24 protein-coding genes are annotated in these 23,685 nt (G+C 56.6%); 17 read left to right on the top strand and 7 right to left on the bottom strand.

What is annotated here, in order from left to right:
- The first annotated feature begins 137 nt into the window (after positions 1-137).
- The 8 genes from AC2FIP_RS12640 to AC2FIP_RS12605 all read left to right on the top strand — a co-directional run bounded on the left by AC2FIP_RS12640 (position 138) and on the right by AC2FIP_RS12605 (position 6,572).
- On the top strand, positions 138-1,349 hold the full coding sequence (locus AC2FIP_RS12640) for a caspase family protein (RefSeq protein WP_496786677.1): 1,212 nt from the start codon (positions 138-140) through the stop codon (positions 1,347-1,349).
- An 89-nt stretch (positions 1,350-1,438) separates the two neighbouring features.
- The gene (locus tag AC2FIP_RS12635; RefSeq protein ID WP_496786675.1) at positions 1,439-2,185 is read left to right on the top strand and encodes a M15 family metallopeptidase; all 747 of its coding nucleotides are present in this window, start codon (positions 1,439-1,441) and stop codon (positions 2,183-2,185) included.
- Positions 2,186-2,231: 46 nt separating this feature from the next.
- Positions 2,232-2,621 carry a hypothetical protein gene (locus AC2FIP_RS12630; protein WP_496786674.1) on the top strand — a complete coding sequence of 130 codons (390 nt, stop codon included), beginning with the start codon at positions 2,232-2,234 and terminating at the stop codon, positions 2,619-2,621.
- Entirely contained in the window at positions 2,605-3,330 is a 726-nt protein-coding gene (locus tag AC2FIP_RS12625) for a hypothetical protein (RefSeq protein WP_496701225.1), read from the top strand. Before AC2FIP_RS12630 ends, AC2FIP_RS12625 begins: the two co-directional genes overlap by 17 nt.
- A gap of 1,143 nt (positions 3,331-4,473) precedes the next feature.
- Entirely contained in the window at positions 4,474-4,905 is a 432-nt protein-coding gene (locus AC2FIP_RS12620; protein WP_496786672.1) for a c-type cytochrome, read from the top strand.
- A gap of 10 nt (positions 4,906-4,915) precedes the next feature.
- A complete protein-coding gene (locus tag AC2FIP_RS12615; protein WP_281973150.1) occupies positions 4,916-5,257 on the top strand; it encodes a copper resistance CopC family protein in 342 nt (113 codons plus the stop codon).
- Positions 5,258-5,259: 2 nt separating this feature from the next.
- Positions 5,260-6,126: a CopD family protein gene (locus tag AC2FIP_RS12610; RefSeq protein ID WP_496786671.1), complete on the top strand. Its 867-nt coding sequence runs from the start codon at positions 5,260-5,262 to the stop codon at positions 6,124-6,126.
- 77 nt (positions 6,127-6,203) lie between these two features.
- Positions 6,204-6,572 (top strand): c-type cytochrome, encoded by a 369-nt coding sequence (locus AC2FIP_RS12605; protein ID WP_496786670.1) that lies wholly within the window; start codon positions 6,204-6,206, stop codon positions 6,570-6,572.
- Between the two features lie 79 nt (positions 6,573-6,651).
- Here the strand turns inward: AC2FIP_RS12605 and AC2FIP_RS12600 are convergent, their stop codons facing one another.
- Positions 6,652-7,743, bottom strand: a complete 1,092-nt coding sequence (locus AC2FIP_RS12600; RefSeq protein ID WP_496786669.1) for an NAD(P)/FAD-dependent oxidoreductase — start codon at positions 7,741-7,743, stop codon at positions 6,652-6,654.
- Positions 7,744-7,830: 87 nt separating this feature from the next.
- Between AC2FIP_RS12600 and AC2FIP_RS12595 the strand changes: the two genes are divergently transcribed.
- Positions 7,831-8,190, top strand: a complete 360-nt coding sequence (locus tag AC2FIP_RS12595) for a winged helix-turn-helix transcriptional regulator (protein WP_142637835.1) — start codon at positions 7,831-7,833, stop codon at positions 8,188-8,190.
- Positions 8,191-8,244: 54 nt separating this feature from the next.
- Here AC2FIP_RS12595 and AC2FIP_RS12590 read toward each other — a convergent pair whose 3' ends face one another.
- The 5 genes from AC2FIP_RS12590 to AC2FIP_RS12570 all read right to left on the bottom strand — a co-directional run bounded on the left by AC2FIP_RS12590 (position 8,245) and on the right by AC2FIP_RS12570 (position 13,933).
- Positions 8,245-9,555, bottom strand: a complete 1,311-nt coding sequence (locus AC2FIP_RS12590; RefSeq protein ID WP_271950034.1) for a TRAP transporter large permease — start codon at positions 9,553-9,555, stop codon at positions 8,245-8,247.
- The gene (locus AC2FIP_RS12585) at positions 9,552-10,091 is read right to left on the bottom strand and encodes a TRAP transporter small permease subunit (RefSeq protein WP_142637832.1); all 540 of its coding nucleotides are present in this window, start codon (positions 10,089-10,091) and stop codon (positions 9,552-9,554) included. Before AC2FIP_RS12585 ends, AC2FIP_RS12590 begins: the two co-directional genes overlap by 4 nt.
- A gap of 65 nt (positions 10,092-10,156) precedes the next feature.
- Positions 10,157-11,221, bottom strand: coding sequence for a TRAP transporter substrate-binding protein DctP (dctP, locus tag AC2FIP_RS12580; protein WP_496678000.1), 1,065 nt, complete (start codon positions 11,219-11,221; stop codon positions 10,157-10,159).
- A 198-nt stretch (positions 11,222-11,419) separates the two neighbouring features.
- A complete protein-coding gene (locus AC2FIP_RS12575; protein WP_496786668.1) occupies positions 11,420-12,958 on the bottom strand; it encodes an aldehyde dehydrogenase (NADP(+)) in 1,539 nt (512 codons plus the stop codon).
- 9 nt (positions 12,959-12,967) lie between these two features.
- Entirely contained in the window at positions 12,968-13,933 is a 966-nt protein-coding gene (locus AC2FIP_RS12570) for a dihydrodipicolinate synthase family protein (protein WP_496696947.1), read from the bottom strand.
- Between the two features lie 255 nt (positions 13,934-14,188).
- Here AC2FIP_RS12570 and AC2FIP_RS12565 point away from each other — a divergent pair, with 255 nt between their 5' ends.
- The 8 genes from AC2FIP_RS12565 (at position 14,189) to AC2FIP_RS12530 (ending at position 23,004) form a co-directional block, all read left to right on the top strand.
- A complete protein-coding gene (locus tag AC2FIP_RS12565; protein WP_496692997.1) occupies positions 14,189-14,890 on the top strand; it encodes a GntR family transcriptional regulator in 702 nt (233 codons plus the stop codon).
- A gap of 159 nt (positions 14,891-15,049) precedes the next feature.
- Positions 15,050-15,655, top strand: coding sequence for a helix-turn-helix domain-containing protein (locus AC2FIP_RS12560; RefSeq protein ID WP_281973159.1), 606 nt, complete (start codon positions 15,050-15,052; stop codon positions 15,653-15,655).
- Positions 15,656-15,788: 133 nt separating this feature from the next.
- On the top strand, positions 15,789-17,372 hold the full coding sequence (locus tag AC2FIP_RS12555; protein ID WP_271950020.1) for an ABC transporter substrate-binding protein: 1,584 nt from the start codon (positions 15,789-15,791) through the stop codon (positions 17,370-17,372).
- 57 nt (positions 17,373-17,429) lie between these two features.
- Positions 17,430-18,371: an ABC transporter permease gene (locus AC2FIP_RS12550; protein WP_496749276.1), complete on the top strand. Its 942-nt coding sequence runs from the start codon at positions 17,430-17,432 to the stop codon at positions 18,369-18,371.
- On the top strand, positions 18,368-19,225 hold the full coding sequence (locus tag AC2FIP_RS12545; RefSeq protein WP_496701234.1) for an ABC transporter permease: 858 nt from the start codon (positions 18,368-18,370) through the stop codon (positions 19,223-19,225). The genes AC2FIP_RS12550 and AC2FIP_RS12545 overlap by 4 nt, the downstream gene beginning before the upstream one ends.
- Before the next feature lie 2 nt (positions 19,226-19,227).
- Positions 19,228-20,220, top strand: a complete 993-nt coding sequence (locus AC2FIP_RS12540) for an ABC transporter ATP-binding protein (protein ID WP_496696734.1) — start codon at positions 19,228-19,230, stop codon at positions 20,218-20,220.
- On the top strand, positions 20,217-21,212 hold the full coding sequence (locus tag AC2FIP_RS12535) for an ABC transporter ATP-binding protein (protein WP_496786666.1): 996 nt from the start codon (positions 20,217-20,219) through the stop codon (positions 21,210-21,212). The genes AC2FIP_RS12540 and AC2FIP_RS12535 overlap by 4 nt, the downstream gene beginning before the upstream one ends.
- Complete coding sequence (locus AC2FIP_RS12530) at positions 21,199-23,004, top strand: aminopeptidase P family protein (RefSeq protein WP_496786665.1); 1,806 nt, start codon at positions 21,199-21,201, stop codon at positions 23,002-23,004. Before AC2FIP_RS12535 ends, AC2FIP_RS12530 begins: the two co-directional genes overlap by 14 nt.
- A gap of 15 nt (positions 23,005-23,019) precedes the next feature.
- Here AC2FIP_RS12530 and AC2FIP_RS12525 read toward each other — a convergent pair whose 3' ends face one another.
- Positions 23,020-23,532, bottom strand: a complete 513-nt coding sequence (locus AC2FIP_RS12525) for a hypothetical protein (protein ID WP_496786663.1) — start codon at positions 23,530-23,532, stop codon at positions 23,020-23,022.
- Positions 23,533-23,685: the final 153 nt, after the last annotated feature.

Here is a 23,685-nt window from a genome sequence, read left to right as displayed (position 1 = left end):
ATCCATTTCTCTGGATGTCGACATTGTCAAAAATGTGGACAACGCTCCGCCCGGCTTTCTAGGTGAAGTTGGACACGACCTCACACACACGTTAGCCTTAAATTCAGAGCGGTACGACAAACGTTAAGGAGACCGTTTTGCGTTTATTTATGTGGATCGCCGCCACACTGCTATGCGGTTCGCTCGCCACTGCCGAGGAACGGCTGGCGATGGTTATTGGGATCGACAGCTATGAAAATATTAACGACCTGCAAAAGGCAGGCAATGACGCTCGAGCCGTCTCTGCCACGCTGAGCGAACTCGGATTTGTGGTCACCGAACTGATCGACCCCGAGCGGCTGGACCTGCGGCGCGGCCTTGTAGATTTCTCTCGCCAGATCAGTCCTGGCGACGAGGTCGTGTTCTACTTTGCAGGGCACGGCATCGAAGTAGAAGGTCGCAATTACCTGCTGCCCACCGACGTACCCCAAGTGCGTCCGGGCGAAGAAGATTTTGTGACCGGCGAAAGCATCGCTGCTGACCAGATCCTTGATGTAATCCAGTCCCGCGGTGCGCGCGTGGCACTGATGATACTCGATGCCTGCCGCGACAACCCATTCCCCACCCAAGGTACCCGGTCCGTGGGCCGCTCGAGCGGGCTATCGCGAATGGAGCCGGCCGAAGGGGCCTTCGTCCTCTTTTCTGCCGGTACAGGCCAGACTGCGCTGGACCGACTGTCGGACAATGACCCAAACCCCAACTCGGTCTTCACTCGCTCCCTGCTGGAGCGGATGACCACACCCGGCCTACCTCTGAACGAGCTAGTGCGCCTTGTGCGAACCGACGTGCGTAAACTGGCTGCCAGTGTGAACCACAACCAGTTCCCAGCTTACTACGACCAGCTACAGGGCACATTTACCTTTGAGCACGGCGGCCCCGCCCCGCTCCCAGTAACTGTTCCAACGCCCCAACCCACTGCCCCTCAGATCAGCCCATGCGACGCGGCACGCGCTGACTGGGAGGTGCTACAAACCACGTCCAGCACCTCCGCGCTGGAGGCGTTCATGACCATGCACGCGGGCTGCCCCATCTATGCCGCCGCTGCTCAGGATCGGATCGACACGCTCAGTGCCGCTACCCAACCCGCCGAAAGGGCCGTGGCACCAGTGCCTTCGCCGCCCAGCACCTGCGAACAGCTTTGGTACTCGCGCAACCTCATCTTTCATAACAACGGCTTCTGCTTTCAGTCCACGCGTGCGCGGGCTGCCTTTGACACAAGCCAATGCACCACTCGAAACCCGCGCTTGACAGCAGCTGAACAAGGCGAGGTGCAGCGTCTGCAAGCGCTCGAAAGGGCCAATGGATGCTGATATCGCGGCTAGTCGCTGTCTCTCTTGCGCTTGGACTCTTGCCGAGTTTTGCGCGTGCAGATGGCTGCGTCCCCCGCGATTTTTTGGCAATGCCACTGCCGCAGGGTCGGTCCGCCATCGCCACAGCACTTGAGACCGCATATCCCGGCCTGACCGTCGACGAAGCAGCGAAAACGCTGACAACGGGCGGCCAGACGCTGCCACTTGGCGCGGCTCATAACGGTCCGCCGAAGGAACGGCTGGCGAACGCCTCCATCACCGACCAGTTCGCACAGATTTATCCGCTGGCCTTTGACCTCGTGGCGCGTGACACACCCTGGTTCGATCCAGGCCGCGCCCGCAACGACGCCTTCTTCCGCGCACTTTATGGGCAAACAGAAACTCAGGTTGCCGCCCGGCTCTGGCGCGCAGAATACCAGGGGCCGGAGCGCCGCGCCCGTTTTGCCTTGAACAGCCACCACTGCGCTGCACATCAATTACAAGCTGCGTTCGATGCGATGGCTGCCAGTGGTGAGGATTTTGACCCATATTTCACCCAAGTCGGCGGAAGCTTTAACTGGCGCCGTATCGCTGGCACGCCACGGCTAAGCGCGCACAGCTTTGGTATCGCGGTCGACTTCAACACGCAGCTTGGCGGCTATTGGCGCTGGTCAGGCGCTCCTGAAGGCAACGCCGGGGCCTACGAAAATCAATACCCAGTTGCGCTCGTTCAGCAAATGGAACGCTTTGGGTTTATCTGGGGAGGCAAATGGCACCACTTCGATGGAATGCATTTTGAGTACCGACCCGAACTCATCTTATACGCACGCCTCAAAACGGGTTCACAAAACAACTGAGTCGCGCTTATCCTTGTCTGTCAAGACTCCTGAGTGGACACACACAATGAAGAACCTGACATCAGCGGCCTCTATTTGCATCGCGTGTGCCCTCGTGGCACCGCCGGTTTTTGCGGATTGCGGGTTTTGCGCCGAAAAGGTCACTTTGAACGAACTGCTCGCGAAATGCTATCTTAAGCGGCTGAACGACGAACGCTTGGCGGCATCACAGAACAACTCAGAGGTGCACCTTGTTGATTTGTCCGCATGTGGTTTAGATCGCAGTGCAACTGCGCTTCCTGACGTGCAAACCGATGGAGGGGGGCCGGTGCAGCTGGACCAGGCGTTTCTAATACCCGAACCGGCGCTTGATTGTCTTGCGCGCGAGGTCAAAACCGCGCAATTCGAAAAGGACAAAACACTGACATTTGAGGTCCGCGTTGACTGCTCCAACTGACAAACGGTCGATTAGGCGTACGCGTTCCAATGATCTGGACCCGGGCGCAGCCGAACTTTCCGGTGTTCTTGAACCTGTACAGGCGGACGAGGATGTCGAACCAGGAGACGACGGCCCGCTTGGCCGCCGCATTGCCACCGCCGACACGGCCCCCGCGCCTAAAACCGCATGGGAACGAATTGAAAGCACCTTTCGCCTTTTGTCACTGATCGCTATTGCCGCCTCCGCCGGGGTCTCGGCGTTGAACTTCTATCAGGGCTACCTCGACACAAAAAAGGAGCGCTCCATCGAGTTGATGTCGGACTGGCAGAAAACCGGTGCACGCGAAACATACACCCAACTAGGCAACGTTCTGATCCCCGCAATCAAAGCTGCGGGCGAAGTACCCGCGGACTTGCCCGAGCGAGCCCGGCAACTGGCCCGTAAGCAGATCGGGGCGAACCTATTGGAAAATCTCAAAACAGGCGATGCAGATACACTCAAAGAAATCGAAGCGCAGATCGACACAGTAGTTGTATTTTTCAGCGAGGTTGAATTTTGTTTACGCGCCGACCTTTGCAATACTCCTTTGCTCAAAGACTATTTTGGAACGGAAGTGACCTTATTTTGGGACTATTTTCAGGCCTACGCCTTTGAACAACGCGCCGGTCTATACCCAACCTACGGGGACGCGGTAGAAGCGCTGGCAATCAGCTTTGCAAGCCCATGAACGACGTCACGAAACGGCGCATATACTGAGGACCAACTTTTCCCAATAAAGATAAGGTCGGCCCAAAAGAGACATTCCCCACCCGCGCGCGATGCTACGTTCGCAACCAGCGCTGCCCACCCCAGCCAGACACCGCAGCGTGTCAGACATGAGTTTCGCCAGAATATCGCCGGTAGCTGGCCAGACCGATGCTCTCGCCAGCAAGGGCAGTTACAACATCTGGATCAATACACAAACTCACACGTCGATGAGAAGGTCTTGGGAAACCATATTTCCGACTTGGAGTATTTGCTGCGAGAGTGGCGAGAAGACCTCGACTATTCGACGGATTTAAATGCAACAAATCGAACAACGGCCCAACGGCCAATGCACAAAGCATATACGATGTGACTAACCTTCCAGAAGATTGATGCGACCACTGAATCCCAGAGTAAGTTCCTCTACTATCCGATCGTCGGCGTTGGCACTGCTGCGACCTGTGTTGCCGTTTGGCCGCTAATCAGTTGCTTGGCCCAACTGATAGAAATCAAAATAGACCCGGTCTCTCTGCATTTGATGAGAATCGCGCGCCGGACAAGAGCGGGGAATGCCCCATCACGAAAATCAGCGTTGTAATTTCCTTTAGAACGGCGCGGCGCATAATGAAGCTGCAGGCGTTGTCTTGTGTGTTCCGCTGCATTAGCGTCCGGAATCATGGTCATCCGACGATACACATTTGCGCTATTGACGAGTCTTCTGGTCATTCTGGCCGGATTTGTTAGCGAGTCTCATGCCTGCGTCGGGCTTCATTGCGGGGACCATATGCAATCGGCAGGACACTCCGCCGCGGTGAAAAGTATCCCTGACATCTCGGCCCAAAGCAGCCAGCACGACACGGATAGTGCTGGAGCCGGAGAGTGTAACCCCTTGCTTTGCCAAGCCGTCGTACTGATCTCGCAGAACAGCCAAGTCGTGTGGAATCAATATCAGCTTGACCGAGAGTTCCAGATTGGATCCCAATCCAAGTTGACTGAACCAGATAGCCCCTACAGACCCCCTGACCTTTGAAGCTGCCAAAATCCGCGCGCGCCTAAGTGACCGGCCCTTGCGGCTGTTTGCGATGTGCCGCAGCACTTCCAGCTTCTACAAAGTCAGGTTCAACCCATGAAGAAAAGTCACGTGTTAATCGGCGCTTGCGTCATCTCGGCTGTTGCCGCTTTCATAGTTTTTCGTTCAGACCCAATCGCAGAATCCAGCCCTCAGGCGACAGTTTCAAGAATCGACCTAGTCGCAATTCAGATGCCACCTATTGAGGGCAATGCAGCAATCGGCCAGCGGGTCTTTGATGCCTCCTGTGCCACTTGCCACGGTGTCAATGCGGTCGGAATTGACGGCGCAGGACCGCCACTGATCCACAAGATATACGAACCTAGTCACCACGCTGATGAAGCGTTTCAGAGGGCGGTTTCACAGGGTGTAAGAAGTCACCATTGGCAGTTTGGAGACATGCCGCCCGTCGACGGCTTGACGCGAGGTGACGTCGCTATGGTGATCGCCTACATTCGTGAAATCCAGCGCGCCAACGGAATAAATTGAGGATAGCCCCATGAAGAAGATTGTAATGCTTATACTCTTGGCTGCGCTCCCCAGTTTTGCGCTGGCGCATTCCAAGGTCACAGAAACAACACCTGCAGACGGAACCACAGTAACGACTGTGCCTGCTGAAGTTGGCCTCAATTTCTCGAAAGACATCCGGTTGACGCGGATAGAGATGGCACACGAAGAACACGGGGCAGTACGACTGGATTTGGGCGACCAGGCAAGATTTGCTCAGAAGTTCAAAATTCCACTGCCAGGCAATGGCGCGGGCACCTATGTCATCGAGTGGCGCGGTTTAGGTGAGGACGGTCATGCGATGCAGGGCGCGTTTACCTTTACTGTGGAATGAGCATGCCAGACATCTGGGGAATTGCTGCAATCCTCGCAAAGCTAGCACTCTATATCGGCTTTGCGGGGGCCACTGGCCTTGTGGTCGTTAAGTGTCTCTATTCCAGATTGGTCACACCGATAAGCCTGGCGATGAAACGCCAATCCATGGCCTTGGCATGGCTTGCTCTCATTGCGACGGCACTGGGGTTCATGCTTCGTGGAGCCCTCTTGACGGGCGGAGCGGATGGGCTGGTCGACCCCGAGATGCTTGGATTACTCTGGCAGACATCCGTAGGCGATGTATTTGTTTATCGAGTGATAGGCGCAGCAATGATCCTTGTCGGATTGTCTGTTCCGCGCTTTGGTTTAGGGATCGCACTTGTGGGTGGCACGATGGCTCTGTGGTCCTTTGCACAGATCGGGCACCTATCGGATCTAGAGAATTTTGGTACCCAACTCTTGTTACTAGCACACCTGCTCTGTGTAGCTTTCTGGGTAGGCATCTTCAGCCCGCTGCGGAGTATGGCTCTTCAACCTGAGCAAATTGCAGACGCTGCTGCACTTGGGCATAGGTTTGGCCAAGCTGCGGCACTGATGGTACCCGCATTGATCGTCGCAGGTTTCTGGATGGCTTGGTTGCTTGTTGGCGATATCCGAGCGCTCATTTCCACTGGTTATGGGCAGGCCCTGTTGCTCAAAGTACTATTTGTAGGGCTGCTATTGATCCTAGCCGCCGCGAACAAGCTTCGATTTGTTCCGGCAATGCTGGACGGAGATACCAAGGCGGCGCAGCACCTCGCCCGATCCATCGAAGTTGAGGCGCTGATCGTTCTGGCGGTGCTGACAACTACGGCGACACTAACAACCGTTCTGACGCTTCCGAATTGAGGTGGGTGGAGATGACCAGGCACTTATTTATTTTGGTCCTATGCAGCATTTATTCCAGCGTTGCCGCGGATCATACGTTGACAGACAGAGACGTGGCGAATGGACAGAGGCTCTACGTAGATCAATGCGCCGCGTGCCACGGCGTTAACCTGGAAGGCCAACCCAACTGGCAAACACCGGGTGAAGACAGTGTGATGCCTGCGCCACCACATGACGTGACCGGGCACACATGGCACCATGATAGCCTGCTTTTGTTTGACTACACCAAATTCGGCGGTGCAAAGACACTGGCCGCACGCGGCGTCAAGAATTTCAACAGTGGCATGCCGGGTTTCGAAGGCACTTTGACTGATGACGGCATATGGGATGTTCTGGCTTATATCCGTTCCACATGGCCGAAAGATATTCAGCAGGTACAAGCCAGTCGCAACCTCGCACACGACTAGAGGCAGGCCAACACGAATGTCACAGATATCATCCGAGTGGGATGCCTGAACGTTGGCAAATCGCAATGCTCAGAAGGAACTATTTTCCCGAGCTCGAAATCCCAAAAGCCTTTCGATATTTGGGAATGAAAATATCTTTCCCCTTTATCTTGCGTGTGATCCAGTCACCCACTGTCACAAAAAGCCAGCTGCTTCCGATGACCGGCCCAAGGGGCACCAGAATTGGTGCTTTTTTCCAGGGCGCGTAGGGTTTCAGACTTTCGACGGGTGCGCCCTCGATTACTTTCTTAAGCGTTTTGATCAGCCACGGATTCTGCCGTGCCGTTGCTACGATTGTCATTCCGTCGCCAATGTCGGCAATGTCACCGCCGACGAAGACATTCGGATAGCTTGACGGTCGCAACCATTTGTCGGTTTTGACCCTACCCAATGCATCAGCCGACACGCCCGGAAGGCTTTGAACCAAAGACGATTGGGGTTTCGATCCAACCACCGGAAATACAAGATCTGCCGCAATCACTCTACCGTCGGTCAAGCTCACGGATCCTTCGTAGGGCCGATCCAAATGGCGTAAATCCTGCGCCCTCTGGCCGAAAATGACAGTGACGCCCAGCCGTTCCAACTTACCTTTGAGCTGCGCGCCTAGCTTGGCTGGGTACTTGGGAAACAAGGTATCATCCGACGAAACCAGGGTGATGGATTTACCCGGATGTGCCGAGGCTGTTTCGCCCGCAAGCTCTGTACCGACAGCGCCTGCCCCTACGATCACAACTGAATTCGCCTTGGCCAGTTGCGCGCTGACGTCTTTGCTCGCTTGCTGAAAATCCGCAATGCTGTCACCCGACGGCTTGAACGGCGCTGCATAGGATGATCCGGTGGCGATCAGGATATAGTCCGCCGGAAAGACAGCTCCAGATTCCAAAGTGACCTCGGTTTCAGAAACCGAAACGGCGCGCCCGCGCACGACCTTACCCGATTGCAGCAGATTGTCGTATGGCAGGATGATCTGGTCCAGCAAGGCGGGTTCAACCAGCGCGCGGATCGCTGCAGGCGGATGCACGAACGCTTCGCGTTGCTCGATCAGGGTGACGTCCGCGCAAGCGTCCAGTTCCCGGGCAACTTCAAACCCGACATAGCCCCCGCCAATGATCACAATTTTCTTCTTCGCCATAGGGTCCCCCCGTTGCGGCATAACGTTCTGACCACTATCTAAAATTGCAGGTTCACACGAACAAGTACGGTCATCTAGGATACTGCCTTGAAACATGATGAGTTAGAGGATCATTGTCAGATCGAAGCATTGATCTCGGCGATCTCAGGTCGATGGAAGCTGTTGATCATCTACTGGCTTTCGCAGGGAGACTGCCGGTTCAACCAGCTTCAGCGAAACCTCGGACGCATCACGCATCGAACGTTAACGCGCCAGCTGACCGAGTTGCAGACGACGGGCTTTGTCTCTCGCAAAGACTTCAAGACCATACCGCCGCATGTCGAATACAGCCTCACACCTCTGGGTCAAAGCCTGCTTCCACTGCTGTATGAGATGCATCAATGGGCGGCGCAGAATGCGGACAAGTTACCGGAACCGAAAGATCTTTCGAAACAGCTTGGGCGATGACCCAGCCCCTTGAACCAGGGCCAGGCATCTGAAGGGGCAAGACCAAGATCTATGTCAAAGCCCGACCAATATCTCTGGCAACCATGTCGCCACTTCGGGGATCAGGATGATGACCACAAGAACCAGCATTTGCGCCCCTACAAAGGGCAACACGCCGCGATACATCTGCCCATAGCTCATGTCACGCGGAGCGATTGAGCGAAGATAGAAAATCGACGGTGCCATTGGCGGTGTCAGATACGAAGTCTGAATCACCACTAGAACCATCATGGCAAACCAGATCGGATCAATTCCGGCGGATTTCACGATCGGGGCAAAGATCGGAATGAAAATCAGAACGATCGACACCCAGTCCAGTACAAAGCCCGCGAAAAAAACCACCAACAAAAAGAATGCGATGATACCGGCATTGCCATACCCGATCCCGGCAACGGTATCGCGCACCAGCTGTCCGCCTCCGGTGACCGCAAAGATGCTGGTGAACATCGTTCCTCCGGCCACGATCAACATGATCATAGCGGTGATGCGCAGGGTCACATTCAGTGCCTCGGACATCAGTTTCAGGTTTAGTTCCCGAAACATCAAAGCCAGCAGGATCGTACCGGCGGCCCCGACTGCGGCAGCTTCGGTGGCCGAGGCAACACCGGCCAGAAGCGAGCCCAGCACCAGGACAATCAATGCCAGCGGGGGCAACAATGCCGTCAACGTCACCTTCATCTTACGGCCGGTTGACATCGCGCGCTCTGCCTGTGGCAACGGAGGAGCGTCAGCAGGTCGGACCATGCTGCGCACCAAAATATAAAGCACGAAGAATACCACCATCAGCAAGCCGGGCAGGATAGATGCGGCAAACAGCTTGCCAATCGACAGCTGCGCAATCGACGCATAGACGACCACAATGACCGAGGGTGGAATTATTGTCCCCAGTGAGCCCCCTGCACAGATTGTTCCCGCGATGAGGTCATTACGATAACCCGCTTTGGTCATGGCTGGGATGGCCATCAACCCCACAACTATCTCGACCGCGCCTACAACGCCGGATGCGGCGGCGAAAACTGCGCACATTGCAATCGTCGACAGCGCCAATCCACCGGGCAAGCCGCCCAGCCACAACTGCAGTGCAAAGAACAGACGTTTCGCGATCCCCGAACGCTCAAGTATCGCCCCCATGAAAATGAACAGAGGGATTGCTGCCAGTACGAAATTCGAAGCCGTATGAAGCAGCGGACCATAAAGCTGCAAAAAGATCAGCTCACCGAACACCATGTAGCCAAAGGCGACGGAGATGATGATGAGCGAAAAGGCCACCGGCACTCCGGCAAAGACCAACACAAAAAGGGCTGCAAACATCAGTAATGGTGTCATTGGTTTTCTTCCATGCCGTCCAGTTCGCCCGGTGCCTCACCAGGGTTCTTGCGCCCCGAAAGCAACTTGATCGCCTCAGCCAGGAATTGCAGCGCCAAGGCCGCCAGACCAACGGCGATGACCGTGTAAAACGGCCAAACAACCGGCGCCCAGGGGCTGACGCTTTCGACCTCTCCGGTGATCAGTGCTTTCCAGGCTTTTTTGCTTGCAACCCAGGCAAAGATGGTCGTGATCGGTGTCATGACCAACAGAAAGACAGCACCGTTCAACAGCTGCTGCGCCCGCATCGGCATACGCTGAGACAGAAAGTCGATCCTGACATGCACGTCACAGCGCAGGGCATAAGCCGCCCCAAGCAGAAAAACCGAACCGTTCAGCATGTACGAGATATCAAACGCCCAAAGCGTCGGCGCACCAAACGCATAGCGAGCAACAACCTCGTACAGCATTGCCACGATCAGGGCAAAAATTACGCATCGACCCAGCAGGGCCAGCGCCCCGGCAATCGCGTCGATGACTCTGAGAATAGTGGTCATGTATGTCCCCGGAAACGGATGACCGGCACGAATATCCGGTCATCCAACCAATGTCAGGGCAGAGCCTATTCGGCGCTGTCGCGAACCAAATAACCCGAATTCTCGGCCCAGTTCGCTTGATAGGTGAGGTAGCTGTCCAGAACCTCTTGCATCCGGGCGCTTCCGTCTTCGGCTTTTTTGGCAGCCTGGCTACGGGCCCAATCGCGCCCGGCGGCGCGGATCTTTTCGGATTCCGCTGGTACCATGTTGATGATTTCAACTTTGGTATCGCGGAAGGCAGCCATGGCTTGAATGTCCGCGTGACCGAAATGTGTGAAGCTTTCGTATGTTGTCAGCTTGGCCGCTGCGGTAACCTGAAGCTTGATATCCTCGGGCAGAGCATCCCAGGTTTCCTGTTTGACGAAGACTTCCCACAGAAAGGATGGCTGATGCACGCCGGGCATGATCATATAGGGCGCAACCTCGTGGAAACCTTCAGAGATATTGCCTCCTGGCGTCGACCATTCGACCGCGTCCACACCCTTGCGCTGCAGCAAAGTGTAGATTTCATTTCCCGGGACAACCGTCGGAACGCCGCCAAAGCTTTCCTGTAGAACAGCGGCCCATGCGCCCGAGGTCCGGTATTTGACGCCCTTCAGATCGCTGGTTGTTTCGATCTTGACGTTCGAATGCGCCATCACTTCGGACGTACCGACCCCAACGACCAGCGTGTGCAGACCCATTTCTTCGCGGCGGAAATCCTGCAGCATCTGCTCACCGCCGCCTTCATAGATCCAGTGCAGGGTCGCCTCGCCGGACATGCCACCGGGGAAGCTGGCGAAAACGGCATTGGTCGGGTCCTGGTTTACCAGATAAGACGGCGTGGAATGACCGGCTTCGACGATGCCGTCCTGAACTACTTCATACGCCTTGAAGGCCGGGGCCAGAACGCCCGCGCCAAAAGGTTGGACATGCATGCGTCCCGCGGTCAGTGTGTCCACATTAGCCGCAAATCGTTCCATGAAGTTCTGGTAAAAGAATGAACCTTCACCAATCGCTGCGGTCATCTTCCATTCAATTTCTGCGGCGCTTGCGGGCATTGCAAGCGTGGCTGTTACCGCCAGGGCGGCAAAGTTCGAGAAGAGTTTCATCTTGTCCTCCTGTTATGGGCCAAAGCCCGATTTTGCACGTCGAATGACGCGGAATTTCCGGTGATCTGCTTCTATGGCAGAGTGTTGCGGATGATACGGAACAGCCGATCTGGGTGTCCCTGCCCGGCCCCGTTCACCGGGGCCAAAGCCTTTGATATGGCCGAAGGAATTTATTGCCTCAGCCCTGTGGTTCACCGCTTATTGCGTCGAGCCTTCCAGATCTTCGAGGCTGAGTGCGGCGGGCATGTTTTGATATGCTACGGGTCGCAGCCAACGGCGGATGGCCATTGTGCCGACGCTTGTCGCGCCGAAATTCGTGCTGGCAGGATAAGGCCCCCCGTGGACCATGGACCCCACCACCTCGACCCCGGTTGGGAAGCCGTTGAACAGCAACCGCCCGGCCTTGTGCTCCAGAATCGGGAAGAGTTGCTGCGCCAGCGCGGTGTCACTGTCATCCATCTGGATCGTGGCCGTAAGTTGCCCGTCCAGCTGGGCTGACAAGGCAACCATCTCTTTTTCCGAGCCGACGCGCACAATCAGCGATGCGGGCCCAAACACTTCTTCGCTGAGGCTGGGATCAGCCAGAAACGCTTCGGCATCGGTTTCGAAGAGCGCCGGTTCAGCTGAACGGCCTGCCGTGGAACCTTGATGGATCGTGCGCACGGCGGGATGTTCGGCCAAATGCGATTGGCCGGATCGAAATGCCTCGGCAATCCCATCGGTCAGCATGGTCTGTGACGGCACTGTACTCAGGGCACTCGCAGCAGCATCGATAAATTGGTCAGCATCATCGCCTGTGATCATCACGGCAACGCCCGGATTGGTGCAAAACTGCCCTGCCCCCATGGTCATCGACCCCGCCCAGGCTTTGCCGATCTCTTCACCTCTGGCGGCCATAGCGTTTGGAAGAACAAACATCGGATTGACCGAGCCCAATTCACCAAAGAACGGGATCGGGTCAGGGCGGCTTGCGCAGAGGTCAAACAGCGCCCTGCCTCCGGCCAGCCCACCGGTAAAGCCCACGGCACGGATTGCCGGATGCTTTACCAATGCTTCTCCGATGCTGCGGTCCCCACCTTGCACCAATGAGAATACGCCGTCGGGCATACCGGTCGCCTTGGCCGCCGCTTGAATGGCATCAGCGACGATTTCGCCGGTGCCCGGATGGGCGGGGTGGCCTTTGACCACGACCGGGCAACCTGCGGCCAGTGCCGATGCGGTGTCACCTCCGGCAACCGAAAATGCCAAGGGGAAGTTCGAAGCGCCAAAAACAGCCACCGGGCCAACCGGGCGCTGCATCATCTTGATGTCAGGACGTGGGGCGGGTTGGCGATCCGGCATCGCCAGATCATGGCGGCGCTCTAGATACGCACCATCCTGGACGAATTCGGCAAACATGCGCAACTGACCAACCGTGCGTCCCCGCTCGCCCTGAAGACGCATCTCAGGCAGACCGGTTTCTGCACTGCCAATGCTGGTGATGGCCTCGGCACGGGCCTCGATCTCATCCGCGATAGCATTCAAGAACCTGGCCCGATCCCCTCGGCTGCGATTGGCGTAATCTCCAAAGGCGGCCTCGGCCAGGGTACAGGCCTGATCAACCAACTCAGGCGTTCCCGCAGCAAAGTTGCTCCCCTCACCCGAGACGGGGCTGGAGGCAAAGCTTTCATCAGCTCCAACCCACTGACCGCCAATCAAGTGCTGACCGCGAAAAACATATCCATTATTCAACGACATACCCAATCCTCACGCTGCATTTTGCGCCGAAGAATCGGCCTGACCAGTCCAGTTCTCGTACCAGGTACGGAACAGTCTGAACTGTTGTTCAACATAGCCGCGCTGGCTGTCAGTAAGGGCATCTGTTTCGTTGAAATGATGCGTGTATTCGGGATGACCCGTCATAACCATCAAATGTTTGTAGTAGAGCACAAGATCGGTGCCTTCGTCGAAGGACGACAAAACGCCCAAAGCCGCCTCAAGCTCCAACGCCCGGGCACGCGCGTTGGCATCGCCCTTGGCCGCCGCCTGACACAAATCCACCAGATGCAGAATCTCATCGGGCAGCACATTCCCGATCCCAGTGATGGCGCCGGTAGCGCCACAATTCACGATCCCGTGGAACACCGCGGTATCCACGCCGACCATCAGGGAAACATTGTCATCACCGCTGGTGATGTTTTCGGACGCATAGCGGAGATCTTCGGCGCCGCCGAATTCCTTGTATCCGATCAGGTTCGGGTGGTCCTTGCGCAGATCAAAGAACAGGTCCGCACGGGTGGTAAATCCGTAATAAGGGCTGTTGTAGATCACTGCGGGAAGATCCGGTGCTGCGGCCAGAATGCCTTTGAAGTGGTGCCGCTGCGCAGTCATGGACGCGCCGCGTGACAGTACACGGGGAATGACCATCAAGCCGCTGGCGCCCACTTTCTGCGCGTGTGCGGCATGCTGGATTGCCAAGGCCGAATTGATCGCGCCTGTTCCCACGATCACCGGGATACCAGCCCCGACCAACGCCTCGACGCCCTGCATACGCTGCGCATCGGTCAAAAGGGGCCAATCACCCATCGAGCCACAATAGACAACCGCGGACATGCCCGTCTCGATCAGCTCATGACCTTTACGCACAAGCGCCTCAAAGTCAGGACTGCGATCCGCGCGACAGGGCGTCATCAGGGCCGGGATGCATCCGGAAAAGACATTCGGGTTCACGATTTGGGTCTCCGTATTTTTTTGCCGGGCCGGTGGATTGCCCCACCGGGTTAGGGATTCGTGTAATCTTGCCGTCAGTCTACTTTAAATATTTTATTTGTCGACAAATTTTCGACAAGAAGGAATAAGGCCCTAAAATACGTGAAAAACAACTGGTTTTTGGCTGGGATTAACACTCGACTTAGCACCGGTACGTGTGGCAAAATTGATGTGCGAACGCAGATGGACCGCGATCCAGCGGCTAGGGAATGCTCTGACATGGAAAAACGAAAGCCGGTCGAAGCCGGCCGCAAACGTGGATCAGGCGTTCAGTTCGTCTATGAAACCCTGCGGGACGAAATCATCGACCTCGCCCTTGCGCCCGGCAGCGCCATAGACGAGGCCAAGCTGAGCGAGCGGTTCTCGATGTCGCGCACCCCGATCCGCGAAGCCCTTGTCAGGCTGACATCGGAAGGGTTGGTGGCGACACTGCCGAACCGCGCGAGCATCGTGGCGCCCATAGACTTTTTGAATCTTCACACATTCTTTGATGCGATGACCCTGATGTATCGCGTTACAACCCGGCTGGCCGCCGAATACCGAACGGACCAGGATCTGAGCGACATTCGCATACGGCAACAGGAATTTTCGGATGCGGCTGCCAGAAATGACGTTCTGACCATGATCGCAAAAAACGCAGAGCTTCATAATGCAATCGCCAAAGCAGGGCGCAACCCATATTACGAAAGCCTGACGCGCAGATTGCTGAACGAAGGGCAACGGATCATGCGGCCCTATTATTCGTCCTTTGGGGATCGGTTACCGGATCGGTATTCCCTGGAACATGACGACATAATCGCAGCTATAGCGGCCCAGGACATCACCGAGGCCGACCGATTGGCGAGCGCCCATGCGGAACAAATCGTCCAGAACATCCGCGACATGATCTCGGCGGATCGGCGTCACTCAATCAAACTCTGATTCTGTTTCGCTAGATACTAAGCCGTTGGAAAAATTGAGGGGTTTGAAGGTTTACACCCGGATCTTCCCAAAAAAATTTACCTCTGCTAAAAAAAATTTTGATATTTCCTCTGCGATCCGGTTGAATGCGCGGCAACCCACGATTCCGGGAGACAGGGAATGAACGCAGCAAACGCGCGCGACAAATCAAAGCCGAAGGGCACGCCGACCGAGCTGGGGCAGGCAATTCGCAGGCGGCGCAAGGCGATGGGCCTGACTTTGGACAAGGTCGCACAGACCTCTGATCTGACAACGGGCTTTCTGTCTCAGGTCGAGCGCGGCCTGAGCTCACCCTCGCTGACCTCGCTGATGGCGATTGCCGCGGCACTTCAAACCAGCATCGAAAAGCTGCTCAGCGTACCCGAGGTGTTCAGCGAATATGTGGCAAAGGACAACCGCCAGACATATTCCCTGGGTATGCGAGGCAGGTTTTATGAGAAGCTGGGCCCTGGTTTTACCGGTGCATTGTTCAACCCACAGATCGTTCATCGCCCCCCGGGGCACGTTTCCGAAAAGATGCGGCATGAGGGCGAGGCGTTTTGCTATCTGATCTCGGGACGGCTTGAATATCACCTTGGTGACAAGGTTTTCATTATGTCGCCAGGTGACGTCGTTCACCACGACACATCTACCCGTCATTTCTCGGTCGTATTGGGGGACGTAGAAGCCGTAGAGCTTTGGGTAACAACCTCTCCGATCAATGATTCCGGCTTTGTGGCAAGTTAAATTGACCAACCGAACAGAGGTCAGCCTAAATACATTTGGCCATTTTTCACCCTCCACTAAAAAAAGCTTTAGTATTGTTAAGAATCGGATATGGTCGCCCCGAGCATGAATTCATTCTGCGGGAGGACTGATTATGAAATTGAAGACGGTTTTGGGACTAACCGTTGCCGCCACCCTGGCCATGCCTGCTTTGGCACAGGAAAGAGGCGGCACACTCAACTTTGCACGCTATGACGGGTCGCGCCTGATTGATCCGATCTATGCGGATCGCAACCCTGATATCTGGATGGTCGGCAGCCTGTTCGACACCCTGCTGCGGAGCAGTGCCGACGGCAATTCCGTCGAACCCGGCCTTGCTGAGACCTATACAGTCTCTGACGATGGTAAAACGGTTTCGCTGACCCTGCGCGAGGGGATCAAATTCGCAAACGGTACGCCCATGTCAGGTGACGACGTAGTCTTTTCCCTCGACCGAGCGCGCAATCCCGACCTGAGCCCCTGGGCTGGCTTGCTGGGTTCGATCGACGCGGTTACCGCAGATGGAAACGCGATCACGGTTGCCCTTGGCAGCCCGGATCCAACCATCCTGTCCATGCTGGCCACATTCAACACGGCAATCGTGTCCAAAGCGGCCTTTGAGGCCGCAGAAGGTGCAACAGATCAGGAAAAATCCGCTGCGATATTTGCCGCCACAGCCGCCGGAGTAGGCTCTGGCCCCTTCTATCTGTGTGGCTTTGAACAAGGTGCATCGATGGATTTCTGCGCCAATGAAAACTATTGGCGCATGGGCGCAGACGGCAAAGCTCTGCCGTATCTGGATGCCGTACATTTTGAGATCATCCCGGATGACGCAACCCGCATCCTGAGTTTGCAGGCCGGAGAAGTTGATGCCGCAGAATTCATCCCGTTCAGCCGTGTGGCCGAGCTGGAGCAGGATTCCAACATCAACATGAACCTCTATCCGTCCACGCGGATCATCTATTCGCCAATCAATACGCGCGATAACCGAGCCGATGGTTCTGCCAACCCACTGGCCGACGCCCGCGTCCGGCAGGCGCTGAACTATGGCACCAACAAAGAAGCGTTGATCGGGCTGGTACTGCATGGCGCGGGTCAACCGATGAGCTCGCCGTTGATGGCCAAGGCTACCCAATATGCCGCCGACATGACCCCGCTCTATGGCTATGACGTGGACAAGGCCAAGGCATTGTTGGCTGAGGCCGGGTTTGCCGATGGAACCGAAATCACCTTTACCACGCTGGCAGGTTCTGCGGACGATGCAACCATCTTTGCGGCGCTTCAGCAGATGTGGGCTCCTCTGGGCGTCGATCTTGTGGTCGAGCAAGTGGACGGCGCAACACGCGGCGCAAAGAACCGATCAGGTGAGTTTGACATTCACACCTATGGCTGGGTCAACGATGTAAATGATCCCAGTCAGGTGGTGGGCTGGCTGGGCCACACACCCACGGCCAAGGCAGTAGGAACCGGCTGGGAAAACGCCGAGTTTAACACCCTGTTCGACGAAGCCGCCGGTGAAATGGACGCCGAGGCGCGCAAAGCGAAATTCGCCCGGATGCAAGAGCTCTATGCCGAGGCGGCCCCCCTGCTGTTCATGTATGAGACCCCCTTTGCCGTTGCTGTTGGCTCGGCTGTCGAAGGCTATGTCCAGACCCCTCTGGGCAACAATATCTTCGATCAAGCAACCGTCAGCCGCTAAGGTAAGACCCCTGGTCCCGCCGCTTTCAGGCGGCGGGACAAATTTGCGGAGCTCGCTTTGTCCAGCCTGTCCTATATCTTCAAACGACTCCTGATGATGATCCCGACCTTTTTTCTGGTCATGATCATTATTTTTCTTCTTGTTCGATTGCTACCGGGAGACCCTGCCATTGCGATGGCCGGTGATCGTGCCTCGGACGCCGACATCCAGGCCATCCGTGAACGGCTTGGGTTGACCGAACCTATGCTGGTGCAATTCTGGCTGTTCCTTACCAACACCGTGCAGGGCGATCTGGGTCGGTCCATCCTGATGCGCTCGGATGTGATCAATGTGATTTCTGACCGTCTTCCTATCACTGTCTTCCTGACCGTGTATTCGGTGATTTTGTCGCTGCTGATTGCCGGTCCGTTAGCCTTTGTTGCTGCGCTCAACCGGGGGCGCTGGCCTGATGCGGTGATCCGCACAGTCTTTCAGATCGGGCTGTCGATGCCGGTGTTCTATATTGGCCTCGTTCTGTTGACCTTTCTGGCAGCACAGCTGCGCCTGTTTCCGGTCGGAGGATATGGCGACACCTTTACCGAGCGGCTCTATCACCTGTTCCTGCCTTCAGTGACCGTAGCGCTTTACACCTCGGCCATCATCATGCGGAACCTGCGCAGCGCGATTATCGAGGTTCTGGACGCCGAATATGTCCAGTTCGCGCGTGCCAAAGGCCTGCCGCCTCGTTTGGTTCTGGGTCGCCACGTCCTGCGCAATGCGCTGATTTCGACGGTAACCCTGCTGGGCCTGTCCATTGGCAATCTGATGAGCGGGACATTGGTCACCGAAACCGTATTCGCCGTGCCCGGAATGGGGCGCCTGATGCTCGAGGCTATCTTTGCCCGCGACTACCCCCTGATTCAGGGGCTGACCCTGACATTTGCTGTTCTGGTTTCCGTGGTTTTCCTGATGACCGACCTGTTTCAGAGTCGCCTTGACCCAAGGATGCGCCTGCAATGAGTGACGCGACATTCAACAGCACCTCGCAGCGCCCCACCTTCATGCAGCGGGCCTTGCGCAAGCCTGGGTTCGTGGCCGGGTGCATCATCATCGGGTTTTCGGTGCTGCTTGCCCTGTTTCCCGGCGTATTCGCGCCCTATGACCCAAGCGCAATCGACTATCAGGCCCTGCGCCAACCACCATCCTGGGCACATCCGTTCGGCACAGATCTGTTAGGGCGCGACAGCCTATCCCGCGTCATCTGGGCCTATCAGGTCAACATGCAGATGGCAATTTTCGGGACTGTATTCGCATTGGTCACCGGTATAACGGTTGGCGCGCTGGTCGGGTACTATCGCGGCATCGCGGACATGATCTTTGGCCGCATCGTTGACGCTGTAATCACCTTTCCTTTCCTGGTTCTTGTCATTGCCGTGGTTGCGGTTCTAGGGCCGGGCCTGATCAACATGTATATCGCGATTTCAGTTGTTTACTGGGTCTATTATGCGCGCCTGATGCGGGCCGAGGTAATCGCTCAAATGGGGAATGACTATGCCTCGGCCGGGGTGGTGATGGGATATTCCGACAGCCGCATCATCTTCCGCCACCTGCTGCCAAACGCGATAACACCGGTTATTGTCTATTGGATGACTGACATGGCGCTGGTGATCTTGCTGGGGTCATCCCTTGGCTATCTGGGGTTGGGGGCGCAACCACCGCAGGCCGAATGGGGCGTGCTGATCGCCGAAGGGCGCAACTTTATCTCGACCGCCTGGTGGCTGAGCCTGATGCCCGGCATCGCCATCGTTCTGACCGGCCTTGGCTTTTCGCTTTTGGGCGATGGGCTTGCCGATCTGCTGAGACCGCGGGGATAGCGATGCAGGATCAAACGAAACTTCTAGAAGTAACCGGGCTAAGCACAACCTTTCACAAGAACGGTCGCGCGCTGCCTGCGCTGCGCGATGTCAGTTTCGGCGTGAACCGGGGTGAAGTTTTGGGGCTGGTCGGCGAAAGCGGGTCGGGCAAGAGCGTCACGTTGCGCTCGATCATGGGGCTGGCGCGCCGCTATGGCGACGTGACCGGCCAGGTGCGCTGGAATGGAAGTGATCTGATATCCATGTCAGATAGGGCTCTTCGTCGGTTTCAGGGTCGCGAAATCGCGATGATTTTTCAGGAACCGATGACCTCGCTGAACCCGCTGCTGACAGTCGGACTGCAACTGGAAGAGACCCTGCGCGCCCATACCGACCTGCCCCGCGCCGCGCGCTTGGATCGGGCAATCGAAATGCTGGACCTTGTCGGCATCCCCTCGGCAGCGCAACGCTTGAAGGATTATCCTCACCAATTTTCCGGCGGAATGCGCCAGCGGGTCATGATCGCAATAGCGCTTGCCGCAGAACCCAAACTGTTGCTGGCGGATGAACCCACCACAGCTCTGGACGTGACCATTCAGGCCCAGATCCTCGATCTGATCCTGCGACTGGCGCAGGATATGGATATGGGGGTTGTGCTGGTCACCCATGATCTTGGCGTGGTTGCCCAGACTTGCGACAACGTGGCCGTTATGTATGCGGGACGGATCGTCGAACAAGGGCCGGTCCGCGATGTGCTGCGGTCACCGCATCACCCCTACACTGTGGGTCTGATGCGGTCTGTGCCCGAAAACATCGCTCCTCGCACGCCGCTATATTCTGTTCCCGGAGTGCCGCCCGCACTGGATGCCCTGCCTGCCGGATGCGCGTTTGCACTGCGCTGTGCCGCCTGCATAGACGCCTGCACGCAAGAGCGCCCAGCGATGACCCTGATCACCGAACATAGACAGGTCGCCTGTTTCAACCCGATAACCAAAACCCAAGGGAACGCCGCATGACCGCCCTAATGCAAATCCGTGACCTGCATCTGCGGTTCCCAATGGGCCGCAGCATCGGCGATGTCATTTCGCGGCGTCCTGGTCGCGAAGTACGGGCGCTGAATGGTGTCAGCCTAGATCTGACCCGCGGCGAAACTCTGGGCGTCGTCGGAGAGTCCGGGTGTGGAAAGTCCACACTAGCCCGGTGTATCGTGCGCCTTCATAAGCCCAGCGACGGTTCAATCCACTTTGAAGGTCAGGACATATTCGACGGCGAAATCAAAGCTGACCGCACCTATAACCGCCGGGTTCAGATGATGTTCCAGGACCCCTATTCATCGCTCAATCCCCGGATGACGACAGGGCAAATTCTCGCCGAAGCCCTGAGCGTTCACAACATGCGCCCAGAAGCAGAAATTCCCGACCGTGTGGCCGAGTTGCTTGATCTGGTCCGCCTTCCGAAGGACGCACAAGACAAGCTGCCGCATGAATTCTCCGGAGGTCAGCGTCAGCGGATCGCCATTGCGCGCGCATTGGCGGTCGAACCCGAAGTTCTGATTGCGGACGAACTGGTCTCGGCACTAGATGTTTCGGTTCAGGCGCAGGTGGTAAACCTGTTGCTGGACCTGCAGCGGGAACTTGATCTGACAATCCTGTTTGTGGCCCATGACCTGCGGCTTGTCCGTCATGTTTCAAACCGGGTCGCGGTAATCTACCTTGGGCGGATCGTTGAAATCGGCGACAGCGAAACCTTGTTTTCCGCCCCCTCCCACCCTTACAGCCAAGCTCTGCTTTCAGCCGCCCCTTCGCTGAACCCCGACAACCGGGGCACCGTCAAGCGGCTTGAGGGAGAGCTGCCTTCACCGCTGAACATGCCCTCAGGGTGTCCGTTCCATGTCCGGTGCCCTCACGCCAGCAACATATGCAAAACCAAAGTGCCTGCCCTGATGCCTTTTGAAAATCGTGGCGAGGTCGCCTGTCACCATGTTGAAGAGATAAATGCCGATGCTTGATGCCCCCGGAACCGACCGATCCGCGATTGTTTCGGCCTTGCGCGCAGAGCTTAAAGCACAAGGTCTGGATGCCTTTATCGTGCCCCGCTACGACGCACATCAGGGCGAATATGTTGCCCCTCATGATGAACGCCTCGCCTTTGTAACTGGCTTCAGCGGCTCGGCAGGCATGGCCATCGTCACACCCGAAACTGTCGCCTTATTTGTCGATGGCCGCTATGTGGTACAGGCTGCAAACCAGTGTGCCGAGGCTGTTTTCTCGCACCATCATCTGTTTAACGAGCCGCCCGAATACTGGCTGGCCGCCGTTGCACAGAAAGGATGGAAAATCGGCTTTGACTCTATGCACCTACCGCCGGTCTGGTTTGACCGATTTGAGCACGGGCTGGAAGGCAGCGGTGCCGCGATGGTAGCGACAGCTTCAAATCCGGTCGATGCAATCTGGACCGACCAACCCGCTGCCCCCCAAGGACAGATCGAGCCATTTCCACTTCAGTTTTCGGGCCGGGCGGCGGGTGAAAAGATCTCGGATCTGGCCACCGAGCTAACACGCCGAGAGGCCGGCTTGCTGGTGGAAACTCAGCCCGACAACATCGCCTGGCTGCTTAATGTGCGTGGCTCAGACGTGGCTTTCAACCCTGTTCCCAACTCTTTCCTTCTGTTGCAAAGCTCGGGCCAAGTGCACTGGTTCGTGTCTGACCAAAAACTGGATGCCGATGTCACTGACCACATGCCGGAAAATGTTTCGGTTCAGGCGCCGGATGGTTTTCTGTCTACACTCAGTGATCTCACAGCGCCCGGCCAGGCTGTGATTTTCGACCCCGATTTTTCGCCGACGGCGGTCAAACAAGTGCTGGAGCGTATCGGAGCGAAGGGCGTGCCGGTCAACGGATTGTTAAGCAAAACCAAAGCCCGCAAGAATACAACGGAACTGGAAGGGTTGCGCGCTTGCCATATCCGGGACGGGATCGCCTGGACCGAATTCTGCGCCTGGCTGGCGGCTCAGGTACAGAAACAGGCTGAACCGGTGACCGAGCGTGAAGCAGAACAGCGGGTATTGGCCTTCCGCCGCGCTCAGGATGGGTTCATCCACGAAAGCTTCAACACAATCTCGGCCGCCGATGGCAATGCCGCGATGTGCCATTACGCGACCGAGGCCGACAATACCGTTCCGATCCAACCGCGGGGCACATACCTGCTGGATTCCGGGGGGCAGTACGACACCGGCACAACGGATGCCACGCGCAGCTTTTCGTTCGGGCCTCAGCGGCCTGATGGATATGACCGGGCCTATACCGCAGTGTTCAAGGCCTTTCACGCTCTGGCCACGCTGCGCTTTCCTGCAGGCACACAGGGCCATCACATTGATGCAATCTGTCGCCGCCCGCTGTGGGATCTGGGATTGGATTATGACCACGGTACGGGTCATGGAATTGGCCACCGGTTGTCTGTCCATGAACATCCGCAGCGCATTGGCAAACCTTACAACCCGGTCGACCTGATGCCTGGCATGGTTATGTCGATCGAGCCGGGATATTACGAGGCCGGCAGGTTCGGCATTCGCATCGAAAACCTGTTCGAAATTGTCGAGGCAGATGACGGATTTCTGGAGTTCTCGAACATGACCTGGATCCCGATCCAGACGGATATGTTGATGCCAGATATGCTGAACCAGTCAGAAATTGACTGGATCAATGACTATCATGCCAAGGTTCTCAGACAGGTCGGGCCGCATCTTTCGCCTCTGGCCCTTAGATGGGCCCAGACGGCCTGTGCAACGCTGACCAAATAAACCAGAGTTTTGCCATCAGACCACCGTTCGAGGCGTCTTTCCGGCAAATACCGGCTGGACCGGGGCACCCTGATATTCGCCTGCGTTATCCAACCAGTCCAGAAACAGGCGCGTGTTTCCAACGATGTAAGGGACAAAGCCGAAATCCGGTCGATTACCAGCCAGCTTTTGAACCACTGAACCCGTTTGCAACACGAAGATCGCGCCCCCTACCACAACGGCGGCGCTGATTGTGGGCGAGGCTGCGATCTCATGGCTTTGGGTTCCGGCCACCCAAAGAGCAAATGCCAGACGCGTCATCGCCACCGTATCCGTGACGCGGCGCAAGCCAGGAAGGAAATAGGTGGATAGAGCCGTCGCGCATACAATGACAGCCATATAGATCAGGCCGATAACAACCGGGACGGGCAATCCGAAACGCGTTGCATCTATATGTGAGTAAAGAGTGAAACCTGAGGCAAAAGCCAGAGCCGCAATCAGCGACAACCGCCGTCTTTCGAGACTTAGATGCCTTGTGACTCTATTCACTGCGTCGACCCTCATGTTTTGTTGAGGATCTGTTTGAAATATGAATTTGTGATTGATCTGACGAAATAGCGGCGGAAGTTTGTCTTTGTCTCCCTTCACCATTCAATCGGTCGCCCAAATGACTTGGTTACGCCCTGCACGTTGGCCTTTTAA

The sequence above is a fragment of the Ruegeria sp. CDSB114 genome (assembly GCF_059611025.1).
This window is presented reverse-complemented; position numbering and strand designations above follow the sequence as displayed.